Annotated in this window: 16 protein-coding genes and 2 tRNA genes; 8 read left to right on the top strand and 10 right to left on the bottom strand. The window is 56.6% G+C overall.

Translation table 11 applies throughout. The features are described from left to right. Positions 1-53 precede the first annotated feature (53 nt). Together UN63_RS08500 and UN63_RS08495 are read left to right on the top strand one after the other, a co-directional pair. Entirely contained in the window at positions 54-1,466 is a 1,413-nt protein-coding gene (locus tag UN63_RS08500; protein WP_104486346.1) for a sodium:solute symporter family protein, read from the top strand. Between the two features lie 310 nt (positions 1,467-1,776). Further along, positions 1,777-3,015, top strand: a complete 1,239-nt coding sequence (locus UN63_RS08495) for an NAD(P)/FAD-dependent oxidoreductase (protein ID WP_104486345.1) — start codon at positions 1,777-1,779, stop codon at positions 3,013-3,015. A gap of 85 nt (positions 3,016-3,100) precedes the next feature. Here UN63_RS08495 and UN63_RS08490 read toward each other — a convergent pair whose 3' ends face one another. From UN63_RS08490 to UN63_RS08480, 3 genes are all read right to left on the bottom strand, one after another. Further along, positions 3,101-4,564, bottom strand: a complete 1,464-nt coding sequence (locus UN63_RS08490; protein WP_104486344.1) for a sodium:solute symporter family protein — start codon at positions 4,562-4,564, stop codon at positions 3,101-3,103. A gap of 358 nt (positions 4,565-4,922) precedes the next feature. Continuing rightward, complete coding sequence (locus UN63_RS08485) at positions 4,923-6,134, bottom strand: M24 family metallopeptidase (RefSeq protein WP_104486343.1); 1,212 nt, start codon at positions 6,132-6,134, stop codon at positions 4,923-4,925. 167 nt (positions 6,135-6,301) lie between these two features. Further along, positions 6,302-6,676, bottom strand: a complete 375-nt coding sequence (locus UN63_RS08480; protein WP_104486342.1) for a diacylglycerol kinase — start codon at positions 6,674-6,676, stop codon at positions 6,302-6,304. 204 nt (positions 6,677-6,880) lie between these two features. On the opposite strand from UN63_RS08480, the gene UN63_RS08475 reads away from it, so the two are divergent. Continuing rightward, positions 6,881-8,587 (top strand): phosphoethanolamine transferase, encoded by a 1,707-nt coding sequence (locus tag UN63_RS08475; RefSeq protein ID WP_104486341.1) that lies wholly within the window; start codon positions 6,881-6,883, stop codon positions 8,585-8,587. Here the strand turns inward: UN63_RS08475 and UN63_RS08470 are convergent. The 4 genes from UN63_RS08470 to UN63_RS08455 all read right to left on the bottom strand — a co-directional run bounded on the left by UN63_RS08470 (position 8,569) and on the right by UN63_RS08455 (position 11,815). Beyond that, on the bottom strand, positions 8,569-9,822 hold the full coding sequence (locus UN63_RS08470) for a sensor histidine kinase (RefSeq protein ID WP_104486340.1): 1,254 nt from the start codon (positions 9,820-9,822) through the stop codon (positions 8,569-8,571). The two genes, UN63_RS08475 and UN63_RS08470, sit on opposite strands and share 19 nt — an antisense overlap. A 1-nt stretch (position 9,823) precedes the next feature. Next, a complete protein-coding gene (locus UN63_RS08465; RefSeq protein ID WP_104486339.1) occupies positions 9,824-10,498 on the bottom strand; it encodes a response regulator transcription factor in 675 nt (224 codons plus the stop codon). A gap of 9 nt (positions 10,499-10,507) precedes the next feature. After that, entirely contained in the window at positions 10,508-11,242 is a 735-nt protein-coding gene (lpxH, locus tag UN63_RS08460; protein ID WP_104486338.1) for a UDP-2,3-diacylglucosamine diphosphatase, read from the bottom strand. A gap of 75 nt (positions 11,243-11,317) precedes the next feature. Further along, positions 11,318-11,815, bottom strand: a complete 498-nt coding sequence (locus UN63_RS08455) for a peptidylprolyl isomerase (RefSeq protein WP_104486337.1) — start codon at positions 11,813-11,815, stop codon at positions 11,318-11,320. Positions 11,816-11,968: 153 nt separating this feature from the next. Here UN63_RS08455 and cysS point away from each other — a divergent pair, with 153 nt between their 5' ends. The 3 genes from cysS (at position 11,969) to UN63_RS08440 (ending at position 14,421) form a co-directional block, all read left to right on the top strand. Then, positions 11,969-13,348 carry a cysteine--tRNA ligase gene (gene cysS, locus UN63_RS08450; RefSeq protein ID WP_104486336.1) on the top strand — a complete coding sequence of 460 codons (1,380 nt, stop codon included), beginning with the start codon at positions 11,969-11,971 and terminating at the stop codon, positions 13,346-13,348. Between the two features lie 125 nt (positions 13,349-13,473). Next, the gene (locus UN63_RS08445) at positions 13,474-13,761 is read left to right on the top strand and encodes a hypothetical protein (protein WP_104486335.1); all 288 of its coding nucleotides are present in this window, start codon (positions 13,474-13,476) and stop codon (positions 13,759-13,761) included. Between the two features lie 315 nt (positions 13,762-14,076). Beyond that, positions 14,077-14,421 (top strand): hypothetical protein, encoded by a 345-nt coding sequence (locus UN63_RS08440; protein ID WP_104486334.1) that lies wholly within the window; start codon positions 14,077-14,079, stop codon positions 14,419-14,421. A gap of 222 nt (positions 14,422-14,643) precedes the next feature. Here UN63_RS08440 and UN63_RS08435 read toward each other — a convergent pair whose 3' ends face one another. Further along, entirely contained in the window at positions 14,644-15,462 is an 819-nt protein-coding gene (locus UN63_RS08435) for an ion transporter (RefSeq protein WP_104486333.1), read from the bottom strand. A gap of 34 nt (positions 15,463-15,496) precedes the next feature. After that, positions 15,497-16,354, bottom strand: coding sequence for a bifunctional methylenetetrahydrofolate dehydrogenase/methenyltetrahydrofolate cyclohydrolase FolD (folD, locus tag UN63_RS08430; protein ID WP_104486332.1), 858 nt, complete (start codon positions 16,352-16,354; stop codon positions 15,497-15,499). 184 nt (positions 16,355-16,538) lie between these two features. Between folD and UN63_RS08425 the strand changes: the two genes are divergently transcribed. After that, positions 16,539-16,615, top strand: a tRNA-Arg gene (locus UN63_RS08425). A gap of 6 nt (positions 16,616-16,621) precedes the next feature. Beyond that, positions 16,622-16,697, top strand: a tRNA-His gene (locus tag UN63_RS08420). Positions 16,698-16,838: 141 nt separating this feature from the next. On the opposite strand, the gene UN63_RS08415 is transcribed toward UN63_RS08420, so the two are convergent. After that, the gene (locus UN63_RS08415; RefSeq protein ID WP_104486331.1) at positions 16,839-17,126 is read right to left on the bottom strand and encodes a hypothetical protein; all 288 of its coding nucleotides are present in this window, start codon (positions 17,124-17,126) and stop codon (positions 16,839-16,841) included. Positions 17,127-17,238: the final 112 nt, after the last annotated feature.

Genomic DNA, 17,238 nt, shown 5'->3' with positions numbered 1-17,238 from the left:
GGATTAACATAATGAATACATTCTCACAACAAAAATGGACGTAGGAGAGTGTTATGCACTACTTGGATGTGATGGGCCTGCTGGCCTACTTTATATTGCTGGGGTACATCGGTTACCGAAGTGTCAAAAAGGTAAACTCCAGCGCCGACTTTGCCGTTGCCGGCAACAAGATAACCTGGCCCATCCTGTTTGCCACTCTGGCCGCCTCCTTCCTCGGCGGTGGTGCCTCCATGGGCCGGGCCGGACAGGCATTTGATCACGGCTACGCCTTCATGTTCGCGGCCAGCGCCTTTCCGATAGCTACCGTATTAACGGGGATATTCATTGCTCCCAAACTGAAGCGGTATATTGGCGCTCATACGGTTGGCGACATCATGGAACAACAGTTCGGTCGTTATGCACGGCTGATTACCGGTATCTTTTCACTGATATTCTGTATCGGGATCCTGGGTGCCCAGGCACTGGCGGTCGGGACCGTATTCAATGCCATTATCGGCATTGATATTACCACCGGCATTCTGATCGGCATGGGCGTCGTGCTGCTTTACTCCACCATTGGCGGCATGTGGGCGGTAATACAGACCGACGTGGTCCAGTTTCTGATGCTGGCCATCTTCATGCCGATCACTCTGATGATCGGCATCAATGAAGTGGGTGGGGCAGAACAGCTGATTGCCCGGTTACCCGACAGCCATTTCAGCATCATGGGCGACTACGGCCCCGGCATGTTCCTGAGCCTGTTTATCGCCTTCCTGCTGGGTGAAACCCTGGTGCCACCCTATACCCAACGCGCACTGGCGGCACCCGACTCTCGCAATGCCAAGATAGGCTATACCATCTCGGGTGTGTTTGGTTTTCTGTTCTATTTTGTCAGCTCGACTATTGGTCTGATTGCTCTGATCCTGTACCCGGATATCAGCCCGGACCTGGCCATGCCCGAACTGATCAGAACCGCCTTGCCCCTGGGCATCACCGGTCTGGTACTCGCCTCCCTGCTGGCAGTGGTGATGTCGACTGCCGATTCCTACCTCAACTCGGCGTCGGTCATCTTCGTCAAGGATATCTATCAAGGCTTTATCAACCCCGATGTCGGCGAGAAAAATAAACTGTGGATTGAGCGCCTGGTAAACCTGTTAATTGGTATCGGCGCCGTTGTGTTCGCCCTGTATGCGACCTCCATCATCGATGCTCTGCTGATCAGTTATTCACTGTGGGCGCCAACCATACTCATTCCTTTTGTGCTGGGTGTGCTCCTTGACCTTAAATGCAGCAAGTCGGCCATCGGTGCCATCATCGCCGGTGCCCTGGTCACCATTGTGTGGAAATGGGGCCCCTGGGATCTGAGCGGCATGACGGGACTGTCCGCTCTGGTCGCCGGTGTATCGGCCAATCTTCTGACCTTTACCGTGATTTATCACACCTTTAAAAACAGCCGGCCGGCCACACTCATCACCAAAAACAGTTAACAAGGAGTTCATATATGCATTGGTTCGAATTCGCCATTTATGCCACATCCGCCACCTGTATTCTGACTGCGCTGGCTATCGGTGTTATGTCCTACAGATTCTATAAAGAAAATTAATTAGCAGGGGGGCGCTGCCCCCCTATCAACCCTTATTGCCCTGTTAAATAACCGATGCTCGCTACTTTAGGCCGCAATCAGCTTCCCTCTGGTGCGCCTGGGGTCTGAGCCGATGGGTTCGGCAACATCACGAGCCGTTATTTAACAACGCATCTTGTCACTGCCATTAAAATCAATCAGGTGGTTTTATTAACATGAAACATGTCATCGTGGTCGGCGCAGGTATTGTTGGCCTGTCCGTCTCTAAAACATTACTGGACAAGGGTTATCGAGTGACCTTGCTGGATGAGAGTCAACCCGGCTCGGGTACCTCGTCGGGCAATGCCGGTCTTATCGCCAATTATGCCACCACTCCACTATCCAACCCCGACAGTCTGCGCTCCATGTTCAAGGAAATAATCCGCAGCAAACGCGCATTGTCGATCGCTCCTCATTATCTGCCTGAGCTGACCAGCTTTGGTCGCGCTTTCCTGCACGCCATAGGCAAAGGCCCCTTTACCGAAAACAAGCGAACCCTGGTCGAGCTGGTTGCCAGGGGAACCCTGTTGCAGCAGCAGTTACTGAAAAGCCTGGGCTCGGATGAGGTCTACCAGACCAGGGGATGCCTGCAAGTCTATCGCCAGGCTGCCGCCATGGGCCCGCAACTGGCAAAACTGGCCGCCGCCAAGCAACGAGACGGGGTGCAATGTGAAGCTCTGGATCGGGAGGCGTTGCTGAAACTGGAGCCGGGACTGAACCCCCAAGGTCTGGAAGGAGGCCTCTGGTATCCTGACACCTGGTCGTTGCGTCATCCCCGGCAGCTCTGCACACAACTCCACGAGCAACTGCTGGAGCAAGGTCTGGATTATCATCCGTTATCGGTTGATACGCTCAGGCAGTCGGGTGACAAGGTGCTGGTCCGGGCTGGTGAGCAGGAACTCGTTGCCGATGCCGTGGTGCTCTGCGCCGGTATGGGCAACCAGCAGCTGCTGGCCCCTTTGGGGGTCAAGCTACCGGTGGTCAGCGAGCGCGGCTATCACCTGATGCTGGACGATCCGGATCTGGTGCTGAACCGGCCCGTCGGCTGGCTCGCTCATTATTTCTATGCCACTCCCATGGACAACGGCATCCGCATCGCCGGTACCACACAATTTGCTCAGCCTGCAGCATCTGAAGCAAAAGACCGATATCGGCATATGCAAGAGTGGGCATCAACCCTGTTTGGTCGCCCGGTCTCGGTAGCCTCACGATGGATGGGAGTACGCCACAGCACCCCCGACTCATTGCCCGTTATCGGTCCCCTGCCGGACAATAAACGCGTCATCCTGGCCTTTGGTCATGGCCACTTGGGCATGACTCTGGCCGCGGTGACCGGTCAGTTGGTGGCTGACTGCCTGGCCGGTCGACAACCTGATGAACTGGCCACTGCACTATCACCGGCACGCTTCCTGTAACTGTCCACAATCTCGGTCCGAATAACATGAAAAAGCCCGGAAGATCCGGGCTTTCGATTTAGCTATTACTTGACCATTCAGCGACTCAGTAGCTACGTGCCATGGCGGCGGATGCCACTCCCTGGGTAAGCTTGCTCACCGCCACGTAGATGACGCTGGAAGCCAGGCAACCGTAGAGCGGCCCTTCTACCCAGCCCACATCGGTGAACAGCAGGAAGCTACCACTGGTGACCAGCCCGGTGAACATGGCTGCCAGGGCGCCATAGGCGTTACCCTGCCAGAAGGAAGAGATAAACACGGGGCCTATCATCACCGCCAGCAGGGTGCCGGAGCCGAGAATACCCAGCCAGGACAACATGAAGGGCGGCGCGAACAGCATCATCAGGAAACCGACCACACCGAGAATCGCTACCCAGCTGCGGTTGATCCACAGGATACGCTGGTTGCTGGCGTTACTGTTGGGGAACAGGGCGGTACGCAGGTCGTGAGACGCGGCGCTCGACACCGTATGCAGCAGCGAGTTGGCGGTGGACTTCATGGCAAACAGGATGAACAGGGTGATGATCCCCGCCAGCGCCGGATGCAGGAAGGTAGCCAGATATGCCGGCATGGCCTGATCCGAGTCGGCCAGTTCGGGATGAGCGATGCGCACATAGAGGCCGATAATCGGCACCAGGCTCAGCAAACAACCCAGAGGCGCAACCCAGATAGCCACATGATGCATCTTCACCGACGGTTTGAACGCCAGGAAGCGCACCGCCATATAAGGCAACACAGCGGTAAACAGGAAGGCATAGGGCAACACCAGGAACACCGAGCTCTTGCTCTCGCCGTAAGGCGCCGCGGTCGAAGGATTGAGCAGCTCCGGATCAACCGCGTTCAGCCGATCCACGAATTCGGTCAGGCTGACGTCGGTGAAAATCTGCACCATCATCACCACGGCGCCGATGCACATGCCCACCACCATCAGGGTATCGGTCCAGGCCACGGCGGCCAGGCCACCCAGCATGGTGTAGAGGATGATCACCCCAATCATCAAGACCGCGCTTTCCGTCAGGCTGATGCCCAGCCAGGAAGCTCCCAGCAGACCCACGGCCTTGATCTGACTGGTCAGAAACACCAGCAGCAGCACTATGGTAATGGCGGCGGCAACACCCTTGACCCAACGCTCGATCCGCGAACCACCACCGTGCACCTGAGATACATATTCGGGGATGGTACAGCTGCCCAGTTCTTCTGCCCGCTTGCGCAGGAAGTTGGCAAAATACAGCACGGCAATCACCATGGCCGGGGCAAAGAAGAAGTTACCCAGCACTTCTATCGAACCAAACTCGTAAGCCACCCCGGGGGAGCCCATGAAGCCCCAGCCGCTGAAGCCGGTGGCCACTATGGTACCCGCACCCACGAAGGGCCCCAGGCTGCGACCCGCGACCAGAAAGCCGGCGGCGTCGCTGTCTTTGATCGCCCGACTCGACAGGTAGCCGATCAAAATCAAAACGCCAAATGACCCCAGTAGCAGAGACCAGTTCAAAAATTGATAATTTTCCATCACAAATTCCCTTTAATCCAGGTTTGTCCGACAAACAGGCATCATGGCTCAGCGACCACGACCACCTTTGTGGATAAACTCGCGGTAGCCGTAAGCCAGTACGGACCAGACAATAATCGTGGCATTCAGATAAACGAACCATTCCATGGTCCAGGATTGAGACAACATAATTTCTACCTCTTTGAGCGGCGTATCGCTACGCTGGTTGCACATTCCCTGATTCCACCGGTTTACACCGGCCTCACCAGAAGTAGTCTGGCAATAACGAGTCTCCCTATTATTGCCGGTATCGATATTCTGTTGTTTAAGGTTGTTTAAAGACAAAAAGGGCCCGCCTGAACCGGCGAGCCCCAATCAATTAGCCCTTGATGATGTTGTGCTCGGGACCGAACGGGAAGCGGGTGATGTTCTCTACTCCGCTGTCGCTGATCACCAGGATATCGTGTTCACGATAACCACCGGCACCCGGCATGCCTTCCGGCAGCATGATCATCGGCTCCATCGACACCACCATGCCCGGCTCCAGTACTGTTTCGATATCTTCACGCAGTTCCAGTCCGGCTTCGCGGCCGTAGTAGTGGCTCAGGGTACCGAAGGAGTGACCGTAGCCGAAGGTGCGGTATTGCAGCGCATCCTGCTCGGCGAAAATTTCGTTCAGCTCGTGGGCGATGTCACAGCAGCGAGTACCGGCCTTGATCAGTTCCAGACCGCGGCGGTGTACCTTGCAGTTGAGTTCCCACAGCTCCAGGTGACGGTCAGATACATGCTCGCTGAACAGGGTACGTTCCAGCGCGGTGTAATAGCCACCGATCATCGGGAAGGTGTTCAGGCTCAGGATGTCGCCGGCTTCAATCTTGCGGCTGGTGACCGGGTTGTGGGCGCCGTCGGTGTTGATACCGGACTGGAACCAAACCCAGGTGTCCATCAGCTCGCCATGAGGGAAGGTTTTAGCAATTTCGCGCACCATGGCCTGAGTACCGGCCAGGGCCACTTCGTATTCCGGCACGCCAACAGCGATGGCGTCACGGATGGCTGCGCCGCCCACATCGGCCACACGGGCACCCTGCTTGATCACGGCGATTTCTTCCGCCGACTTGTACATGCGCATCTTCATGGTGGGCACGCCGATATCGACGAACTCGGCTTCCGGCAAGGCGGCCTTGAGCTTGTCCAGGTTTTGCAGGTTGATGTGGTCGAATTCTACGCCCACGCGGCGGGCGCCGCCGATCAGCGACTTGACCGCATAGAAGAAGTTGTCTTTCTGCCAGTCCGTGTACACCAGGTTGTCGCCCAGGGCGTTGCGGCGGTAAGGCTGGCCGCCGTCAATGTTGGCGGTAATGGTGGTGTGAATGTTCTGGGTCACGGCCAGGCCATAGTCACGGCCGAAGCGGCAATAGACGAAGTCACTGAAGTAGTTGATGTTGTGATAAGAGGTAAACAGCACAGCGTCTACGTCGTTGGCGGCCATGTAGCTGCGCAGCTTGGACTGACGTGAGGCCATTTCTTCTTTGGAAAACATGCCCTGGACTTTTTCGCCGTTGGGAATATTCAGGGTCTGTGGCATTTGCATGATAAGGCTTCCTTCCTCTATGACAGTAACTGGGTTGTTTGCGCTGCTGGAACAACCGGGCTTAGCGCATGACCTGATACTAAGTTCGGCCTTGTCATAATAGAAATGAATACTTTAAATCCCATCATTAACAAAGTTAATGATGTGTTATGCAAAAGTGAATGCGATTAACCCACAAACAGGGCATCAAGCAACACCAGACCCCATACCAGCCCCATCAGCAGCATGGTCAGCAGCACCGCCGCCGATCCCATGTCCTTGGCCCGGCCCGACAGCTCGTGATGCTCGGGGCCAATTCTGTCCACCACCGCCTCCAGCGCCGAGTTGAGCAGCTCCACTATCGGCACCAGCATCAGGCTGCCGATCAGCAACAGGGTTTTCACCAATCCCGGGCTCCAGATCAGCGCCACCGGCAGCAGTACCGCCACCAGCCAGCATTCCTGACGAAAGGCCGCTTCATGACGATAGGCGCTCTTCAGCCCCTGCAACGAATAGCCGCCGGCGGCGATGATGCGCGCCAGTCCTGTTTTACCCGGTTTCATAAGCTGCAGTTCCGTTGGTTTGTGTTGTTAAGGCCGTCGATTATATGCCAGAGCGCCCTGCGCCAGCCAGCAAGAGGCTCATCATGATGTGGGGCCGGTGAAAAAAAGGTCGAAAAACGGCGGGCCGATTTGACCTTTTTTTTACCTGCAGGGGCATAGCATGAGGTGATAGTCATCACTTCACCTCAGACAGGGAGCCTGCTCATGGCCTCATTAACCGAGTCGCCGCAAACGACGACACCCCAGCACAAGACCGCAAAAACCGGTTTGTCGCTGACACCGACCCGCTTTGTTTTTTTCGTTTCCTGCTACTTTTTTCTGATACTGAATGTGGCCCTGCTGGCCAAACTGGTCACCATTATCGGGGGTCTGGATCAGGTCCGGCTGGGATTTGTGCTCACCATACCGCTGTTTTTTATCGCCTGCTTCAATGCCATCTTCAGCCTGTTCACCGCCTTTCGTTGCGAAAAACCGGTGATAGTCACTTTCATCCTGGTGTCATCGCTGCTGAGCTATGCCATGTATAACTACGGCATCATTGTGGACCGGGACATGATCGTCAATATTCTGGAAACCAACACCGGCGAGGCCAAATCCTACCTTAATTTCACCGCGGCACTCTGGTTTGTGCTGACCGGCGTCCTGCCTGCAGCCCTGGTCCTGAAAGTGAATATCAGGCGCAGCAGCGTCGTCGGTGAGCTGTTGATGAAGCTGGCCTCCATTATAGTGTCGGTGCTGGTGATCCTGGCCATAGCGGCGTTTTACTACAAGGACTACGCCTCGGTCGGACGCAACAACGCCTACCTCAACAAGATGATCATCCCGACCCACTTCGCCCATAGCCTCTATGGCTATGTGAACGAAAAATACTTCAAGGAAGAAATTCCCTACCGGACCCTGGGTGAAGACGCCAAGGTGACCGGCAAGACCCAGGATGGTCGCAAAAACCTGCTGGTGCTAATGGTGGGCGAAACCGCTAGGGCCGACAACTTCCAGTATGGGGGGTATGAGCGCGACACCAATGCCTTTACCCAACCGCTTGGGGTCACCTACTTTCAGCAGGTGTCCTCTTGCGGTACCGCCACCGCAGTATCGGTGCCCTGCATGTTCTCTCGTTTGTCCAAGTCGGATTTTTCCGACACCCAGGCAAAACATCAGGACAATCTGATGGACATAGTGCAGCGGGCTGGCATCAATACGGTGTGGCTGGACAACGACGGCGGCTGTAAAGGGGTCTGCGGCAATATAAAGACCATCGAATTCAAACCCGATGCCAACAATCCGGTGTGTGACGGGGACTATTGTCAGGATCAGGTGCTGCTGGACGGACTGAGCGACCAGCTCGATCAACTGACCGAACAGAACAACATCATAGTGCTGCACATGGTGGGCAGCCACGGCCCGACCTATTACAAGCGCTACCCTGCGGAGTTTTCCCACTTTCAGCCGGATTGTCAGCGCAGCGATATCCAGAATTGCGATGCCCGCCAGCTGAACAATACCTACGACAACACCTTGTATTATTCCGATTACATCATGAGTGAGGTGATCAAGTTATTGAAGCAACGGCAGGATCTGAGCGCGGGCATGTTGTATCTGTCGGATCATGGCGAATCCCTGGGTGAGTCGGGCCTGTACCTGCATGGCATGCCTTATTCGCTGGCGCCCACAGAGCAGACCCATGTGCCCATGCTGACCTGGTTCTCGGACGCCTTTGTGGCCGACAAGCAGATAGATGAGCAATGCCTGGGACAGGCGGCCAACACCAACGCCTATTCGCACGACAACCTCTTCGACTCCATTCTCGGTTTGATGGATGTGTCGACAGACCTCTACCGACCGGTGCTGGATATGTTCAACGGCTGTCGAGGCCAGGGCCGGCTGGCACTGAATCAGGTCTCGTCAAAATAAACCGTCACCCGGGTGCCGGCGGGCTCATTGGCCGATAACGCCAACCGCCAGCCCTGGTGCTCACAGATACGCTCGACGATCGCCAGACCCAGCCCGAAGCCCGTGGGGTTGGCTTCGCTAATCCCACGGGTGCGCACCTGGTCCTGCAAAGCGGCGGTAATACCGCTGCCGGTATCGGATACCTGCAGTGTGTGCGCACCCAGACGGAGACAAATTTCTCCCTCGGTGGTGTGTTGCATGGCATTGCGCAGCAAGTTGTTCAGCACGGCTATCATCATGGTCGCCGGTCGCTCCCCCACCTCGCCGTTTATCTCAAGCCGCAGCGTCAGTCCTCTGGCATCGGCCAGCGGTTGCCAGTGCGCTAGTTGCCGGGCGGCAATGTCCGCCAGGGGCATGGTCGCATCACTGCCGGACAGCGAGTCGGGGGTGCGGGACAGCTGCAGGAACAATTCCGTCTGCTGCTGCATTTGCTGCAGGGCATCGTCGATTCGCTGCAACTGGCGCAGTACGGCCGCTTGCGGCTCGCTTTCTTTCAGCATGTCGACCGCGCCCCGAATGACCATCATGGGGGTGCGCAGCTCATGACTGGCATTGGCAGAAAACTGCTGCTCCCTGAGCAGCAACTCATTCACTCGCAGCACATAATGGTCAAAGCTGCGCGCCAGCTGGCCGGTTTCGTCATCCGGGTAGTTCATCTCGAGTCGGTGGCCGGGCTGCTGCGGCAAGGTGGCCACCTCGGTAGCGAGTCGCGACACCGGCTGCAATATCTGTCGGCTCAAGCGGCGGGACAAGACAAAGCCCAGCCCCCAGACCAGCAAAACACCGAGGCTCACCCCGGCAAACACCATCAGCTCGTAACGCTCGAACTCGCTCTGATCCTGCACCAGCACATGTGTCCAGCCGCCGTCATGACGCACGAGCAGGTTATAGGCCTTGTTGGGCAGCAGCACTTCGTGCCCACCCTGGGGGTAACCGCGAAAGGCCTCAGGCAACAGCCGCTGATCGGCTCTGGGCAACTTGTAATAGGTCGTATCCGTCATCGGCAATACCAGCGGCTTGGTCACCGCCTGATGGTTGCGGATCTGGTCACTCAGGTCGCTTTGCAGATGGTTGTAGAACAGGGTGTCTTCAAACCAGAAAATCAGCAATACCATGCCCACCGCCGCCAGCGAGCTGGTGGCCACTATCACCAGGTTCAGCACCAGTTGCAGCCGGGACTTGATGGTCATCGGCATATTAGTCGTCCCCGGCCACCAGGCGGTAACCCTGGCCGTGTACCGTTTGCAGCAAGGCGCGGTCAAAAGGTTTGTCCAGCTGGCTGCGCAACAGATAGATGTGGGATTTGAGGCCGTCGCTGTCCGGCGGATCATCGGCCCACAACTGGTCGAACAGCGATTCGCGACTCACCACATTAGGCGAGTAACGCATCAGTATTTCGAGCAGTTTCAGACATTTGGGGTTGAGGCTGAGCAAGTGCCCGCCACGGCTGGCCTGACGGCTGTCGAGATCCAGCGTCACGTCCGCCACCTGCATCCGCCGCACCTGTTGTTTCTGGCTGCGCTTGAGCACCGCCTGAATGCGTGACCACAACTCGGGCAGGGCGAAGGGCTTCACCAGATAATCGTCGGCCCCCACCTCGAAGCCGCCGAGTTTGTCGTTCAGGGTATCCCGCGCGGTCAGCATCACCACCGGCAGCGGATTCTGCTCGGCGCGTAGTTGCCGGCACAGCGCCAGGCCATCCATCCCCGGCAGCGACAGGTCCAGCACCAGCAGATCATATTCCTGCTGTCGGATCTGGTTCAGGGCGGCGGCCCCGTTGTACAGGGCATCCACCACACAGTGTTTCAGGGTCAGGTAATCGACGATATTCACCAGAATATCCGGATTGTCTTCCACCACCAGTATCCGCATCTTGGCTCCTCAGCCTGCCGGCAGGGTTCGGCTCTGCAATTCCACCCCTTTGGGGGTGACCACCAGTACACTGTCCTGAGTGTACCAGTCGCCAAGCACGATACGCTGGGCGGGCTCGTCCTCGATATAAAGCTGATGAATGGCGGGTCTGTGGGTATGACCGTGAATGAGCGAACGCACCTTGTAACGCCGCATCTGGCGCTCTACCTCGGCCTGATTCACGTCCATCACCTGCATCACCTTCACTTCTTTTGACTGGGCACTTTTGCTGCGAATGCCATCGGCAATCCCCATCCGCCGACTCAGCGGCAAACGTAGAAACAGCCATTGCAGCCAGCCCCAGCGCGTGATGCGGCGATAACGCTGATAACCGGCATCGTCGATACAGAGGGTATCGCCGTGCATGATCAGCGTCGGCTCACCGTAGAGATCGATCACCTGATGCTCCGGTAACAGCCTCATGCCAGCTTCGCGGGCAAAACGGCGGCCGACCATGAAGTCCCGGTTACCGTGAATGAAATAGACGGGGGTGCCCTGCTCGGCGCAGGCCTTGAAGGCGGCGGCCACTTCGTCATTCAGCGCACTGGGCTCGTCGTCGCCGATGGAGAATTCGAACAGATCCCCCAGCACATAGAGGGCGTCGGCCTGGTTCGCTTCTTCCTGCATGAAGCGCAGAAAGGCGGCGGTAATGTCCGGGCGCCCAGCGCTCAGGTGCAAGTCGGCAATAAAGAGAGTTCGGGACATTGAACGGGGTTCCTGGATTCAAAGACGACAATGCCCGCCATGGCGGGCATTGTTACAAGACTGGCAAAGACAGGCTTATTCGCTGACGGTTACGCCGGTGATCAGCACGTCGTCCATCGGTACGTCCTGGTGAACATAACCACGAGTACCGGTGGCCACGCCCTTGATCTTGTTGACCACGTCCATGCCTTCAACCACTTCAGCAAACACGCAGTAGCCGTAACCCTGGCTGGTGGCGGATTTGAAGTTCAGGAAATCGTTGTCGTTTACGTTGATAAAGAACTGGGCGGTGGCGGAGTGCGGTTCCATGGTACGGGCCATGGCGACGGTGCCTACCTTGTTGGACAGACCGTTGTCGGCTTCGTTTTGTACCGGGGCGCGGGTTTCTTTTTCTTCAAAACCGGGACCGAAACCGCCGCCCTGGACCATGAAACCGTCGATGACGCGGTGGAACAGGGTGTTGTCGTAGTGGCCGTCGCGGCAGTACTGCAGGAAGTTGGCAACGGTGTCCGGGGCCTTGTCGGCGAACAGATTCAGGGTGATGTCGCCGTGAGTAGTGTGCAAAGTGACCATAATAGTTATCCAGATAGTAGGTTCAGGGCTCGATTTTAGCGCAAGCGGCCGCTTTAGCGAACCCCTGTGGTCGCAAGGCTTGCACCGAATGGCCATTAAAGGTTCAATACGTGTCGACCCATCTCCCTCAATATCTCACCAAGACGTGGAATCATGCTGAAAATCTACAACTCCCTGACCCGACAAAAAGAAGAATTCATCCCTCTGGTACCCGGCAAGGTCGGCATGTACGTCTGTGGTGTCACTATTTACGATCTCTGTCATATCGGTCATGGCCGTACTTTCGTCGCCTTCGACGTGGTCACCCGCTACCTGCGTTATCTGGGCCTTGATCTGACATTCGTGCGTAACATCACCGATATTGACGACAAGATCATCAAGCGTGCGGCCGAAAACGGCGAAAGCTGCGATGCCCTGACCGAGCGGCTGACCGCCGACATGTACCGGGATTTCGACGCCCTGCATATCGCCCGCCCCGACATCGAGCCCAAAGCCACCCAGCATATCCCCGAAATCATTGCCATGGTGCAGAGCCTGATCGAAGACGGTCATGCCTATGTGGCCGACAGCGGCGATGTGCTGTTTGCAGTGAACAGCTTCCAGGATTACGGCAAGCTGTCGGGCCAGAATCTGGAGCAGTTGCAGGCCGGCGCCCGGGTCGAAGTGGAGCAAAGCAAGCGTAACCCGCTCGATTTCGTGCTGTGGAAACCGTCCAAGCCCGGCGAGCCGAGCTGGGAATCGCCCTGGGGACCGGGTCGCCCCGGCTGGCACATCGAATGTTCGGCCATGAACGGCAAGCATCTGGGCAAGCATTTCGACATTCATGGCGGCGGCTCCGATCTGCAGTTCCCCCATCACGAAAACGAAATCGCCCAGAGCTGCTGCGCCAACCACAGCCCCTATGTAAACACCTGGATGCACTCGGGCATGGTGATGGTAGATCAGGAGAAGATGTCCAAGTCACTGGGCAACTTCTTCACCATTCGCGACGTGCTGGGACATTTTGACGGCGAAACCATCCGTTATTTCCTGCTGTCCGGCCACTATCGCAGCCAACTCAACTATTCGGACGACAACCTGAACAAAGCGCGCAGCGCACTGGAACGCTTCTATACCGCCTTGCGTGGTCTGCCGGTGACCGAAGCGGCCGGTGGCGAAGAATTTGTCGAGCGTTTCAGGGCGGCGATGAACGACGACTTCAACACCCCCGAAGCCTACTCGGTACTGTTTGATCTGACCCGCGAGATCAATCGACTCAAGGGCAAGGACGACACCACCGCCGCCGGTCTGGCCGGTCGTCTGCGTGAACTGGCCGGCGTGCTGGGTCTGTTGAGTCAGGATCCCGAGACCTTCCTGCGCGGTAACGCCGGGGCCGACGACGAAGTAGCCGAGATAGAGCGTCTGATCCAGGCGCGCCTCGATGCCCGCAAAAACAAGGACTGGGCCGCCGCCGATGCCGCGCGAGACAGCCTTACCGCCATGGGTATAGTGCTGGAAGACGGCCCTCAGGGTACGCTCTGGCGCCGCAAATAAGCCGTCGTTCGGGCTGTCCGCTCTCGGGAATATATTGAAAAAATGATTCAGGGCGCCATAATTGGCGCCCTGTTTTTTTGACTGGCCATGTAACGGTCATCATCGACCTCTTTAGGAGCCTTGCTATGCGCACCTTTATTCCCATCGTATTACTGGCAACTCTGCTCGGCCTGACCGGCTGTGAGCCTGAAGGCCCGGCGAGTGATATCGGCGACAACATCGATCAGGTGCTGGATAACGCCGTCTCATCCTCAGAACCTCAGCAGGTTGAAACTGTCGCGCCCACCAGTGCGCCCGAGCCTGAAGTAATTGAACAGCAGAAAGAGCAGCTGCAGCATGCGGTGGAAGAAGCCTCGCAGGAAGCCCAGGATCGGCTGGACGAAATACTGGAAAACACCCTGGATCAGCCATAACCGATCAGTCATAAACGACGAGCCGCAGCAGGACCCGTCTGGTTCGCTGCGGCCCCCGAATACCCCCGCATTGCCTCTTTTTTAGGCGTCAGATGACAGCCCCCGTCATATCCGTTGCTGCCTGCCCCGCTCCACTTACGTCATTCTGGTTCGCAACTTGTTATTACTAACTGATTTATTTGGTTATTTTGAAAGAACCCTGCGTTTTTAAATCATTGACCTACTGTTGTTTCATCACCGTCTGGGCTATTACTAGTAAGGTAAAAACACAACAGCGGCTCCCGGCCGCACACTATCCCCAGTGAGGAGCAGAAAATGAAGAAATCATGGCTTAACATATTATTACTGACCTCTGTTGCCGCCTTTGGCCTGTCTGCCTGCGATAACAAGGGAGATGCAGAGAAAGCGGGTGAAAAGATGGATGAAGCCATCGAAAACGTGCAGGAGCAGAGTCAGGAAATGGCAGACGACACCAAGGAAGCTCTGGGTATTGAAGAACAGGGCACCATGGAAAAAATGGGCGAAAAGCTGGATGAAGCCGCCGAAAACGTCAAAGACGCCGCCAGCGAACAGGCAGCAGAAATGGAACAGGCCATGGATGACGCCGCCGCCGAAGCCGACCGCAAGCTGGACGCACTGATGGATGACACCAAAGAGTAATCGGTCGTCACAGTGTAATAACCAAAAAAAGGGAGCCTCGGCTCCCTTTTTTCATGACGGCGTCTTTAGTAACAATCCCGGACAAAGGGCCCGCTCCACCGACTCGCAATGAATCCCTCCATGGAGGCTCTCTGTTTCATCCCTGAAACAGAAGGCCGGTAGAGCAGATCCCTTTGTCCTCCTTGATGCATCAGCATCGTCTGTTTCTTGGTGGAATGGGTATTAATCCTCCGGTTGCTCCATTTCTCCGCCGCAATATTTGCAATAGATGGCATCCTGATCATGCCCGCCTTTGTCACACTGCGGACAATGGCGATGTTCATATTCTCGCCGCATTTCCCGCCCCAGCTCGGCACTGAGAATACCGGTGGGCACCGCAATAATGGCGTAACCCATCAGCATGGTGACGGAGGCAATGGCCTGTCCCAGGGGGGTTTGCGGTGTGATATCGCCAAAGCCGACTGTGGTAATGGTGACGATGGCCCAGTAAATACTGATGGGAATGCTGGTAAAGCCGTTTTCCGGCCCTTCCACCACATAGAGCAGTGAGCCGAACAGGGTCACCAGAATAAAAAGAGTGCTGAAGAACACCAGTATCTTGCGGCGGCTCTGATAGATAGAGCGCAACAACACATTGGCTTCGTTGGCGTAGCGCATCAGCTTGAGAATACGGAAAATCCGCAATACCCGCAGCAAACGGATGATCATCAGGAAACTGGCGCCGGGAATGAAAACGGCCAGATAGGTCGGTAGCACCGCCAACAGATCGATAATACCGTAAAAGCTTCGGACGTAGGCGAGCCGGTTCTGGGAGCAATAGACCCGCACGCCGTATTCCAGGGTAAAGGCCAGGGTAAAAAGCCATTCCAGCCAAGACAGCACACCGCCGTATTGCGCCCGAACCGAACTTATCGAGTCCAGCAGCAAGACGGCGATAGACAGCAGTATGGTGACGATAAGGGCAATATCGAAGCGGCGGCCCGCCGGTGTTTCGGTGCCGAAAATTACCGTGTAGAGCACATCCTTGTCGGGCCACTGCATCGGTTGTCCTTACTGACTGTTTTATTGGTGGTGTTTACTGATCGTGATAGCGTTCGCAGGCGATCAGGGTGTTTTCAATCAGGGAGGCCACTGTCATCGGACCCACGCCGCCGGGCACGGGGGTAATATAGGAAGCCCGCTCGGCGGCTACCGCATATTCCACATCGCCCACCAGACGACCATCGTCCAGCCGGTTGATACCCACATCGATCACCACGGCACCGGGCTTGATCCAGTCACCGGGAATAAAGTGCGGCTTGCCCACCGCCACCACCAGTAGATCGGCTCTTTCCACCTGCGCCTTGAGATCTTCGGTGAAGCGATGGCAGGTAGTGGTGGTACAGCCGGCCAGCAGCAGCTCCAGGGTCATGGGGCGACCGACGATATTGGACGCGCCCACCACCACGGCGTTGAGGCCATGGGTCTTGATATGGCTCCGCTCAAGCAGGGTGATGATGCCCTTGGGGGTACAGGGGCGCAGCGCAGGAATGCGCTGGGCCAGACGGCCGATATTGTAGGGATGAAAGCCGTCCACATCTTTGTGCGGATGAATGCGTTCGATCACCGGGGTGCTGTCGATATGGGCCGGCAGCGGCAGTTGCACCAGAATACCGTCTATGGTGACGTCCTGGTTCAGCTCATCAATCAATTCCAGCAGTTGCTGCTCTGTGGTTTCCTTGGGTAAATCGTAAGACTTGGAAATAAACCCGACCTCTTCACAGGCCCGGCGTTTGCTGCCGACATAGACCTGAGAGGCCGGATTGGCACCCACTAGTATCACCGCCAGACCCGGCGCGCGTTTGCCCGCACGGATTCGTTCGGCCACTCGTTCGGCTACCTGGCTGCGTACCGCCTGTGCAATCGCTTTTCCATCGATTATTTGAGCTGACATCTGCGTTGATTCTCACCTTTATAAACCTGCGCCAATTGTCGCATTTTTTCCCGGCTTTGATAAGCAAGCGCCAGCGGCTTTCGCTCGGTAACCCCGGCCGGATAAAGCCGTTGACCACCGCAAGGCAAATAGGTATCATCCCGCCCCGTTACGCCGCAGCCTTGCTGCCGCTTAATGTCAAAAAGCGCCCTTAGCTCAGCTGGATAGAGCACCCGCCTTCTAAGCGGGTGGTCGCAGGTTCGAGTCCTGCAGGGCGCGCCATCTTTGGTGACCGTAGCTCAGTTGGTAGAGTCCCGGATTGTGATTCCGGTTGTCGCGGGTTCGAGCCCCGTCGGTCACCCCAGTTTCCAGACAGTAATACCGCTCTCAGCCTCAAGGCTAACCTCTTCCGCAATACCTCATTGATTCCAAGCCACAACCAAAACACCGACGTTCGTCGGCGGCTCTGCTATTCCTGCAATACACCGATCGGTATTAAGCGCTCTTAATCCAACAGCGACTGGGCTATCTGCTGCCATTCTTCCCGGGTGGTGCAGCTCGGGCGCTTCTTCCTGGCGCGTCCGTACCAGTAGTCGGCATTCCAGAGCACACCTTCGACATGGTGCAGGTAGGCGTGAACCCAGGCAGAGGGCTGGTCACTGTTATCGCGCACCTGATCGTGCGCGGCCTCCCACTGATCATTGGCGTCCAGCCATAAGGCAATGAGGGCATCAGACAGCCCCTGCGGCGGCTTCGTCTGGCTGAGTGAGGCGTGAAATTCTTTAAAGTTCATAGTGGTGTCTACCGTGCTGTTTTCTGCGGAGATATGGTGAGTCAATAGACCCCGTAGCCTACCATAGGCGGACCACAGGGCTCGTATCGGGTTGAGTCGTTGTCGCATGGCT

Source organism: Oceanisphaera arctica (assembly GCF_002936955.1).
Classification (GTDB): Bacteria; Pseudomonadota; Gammaproteobacteria; order Enterobacterales; family Aeromonadaceae; genus Oceanimonas; species Oceanimonas arctica.
This window is presented reverse-complemented; position numbering and strand designations above follow the sequence as displayed.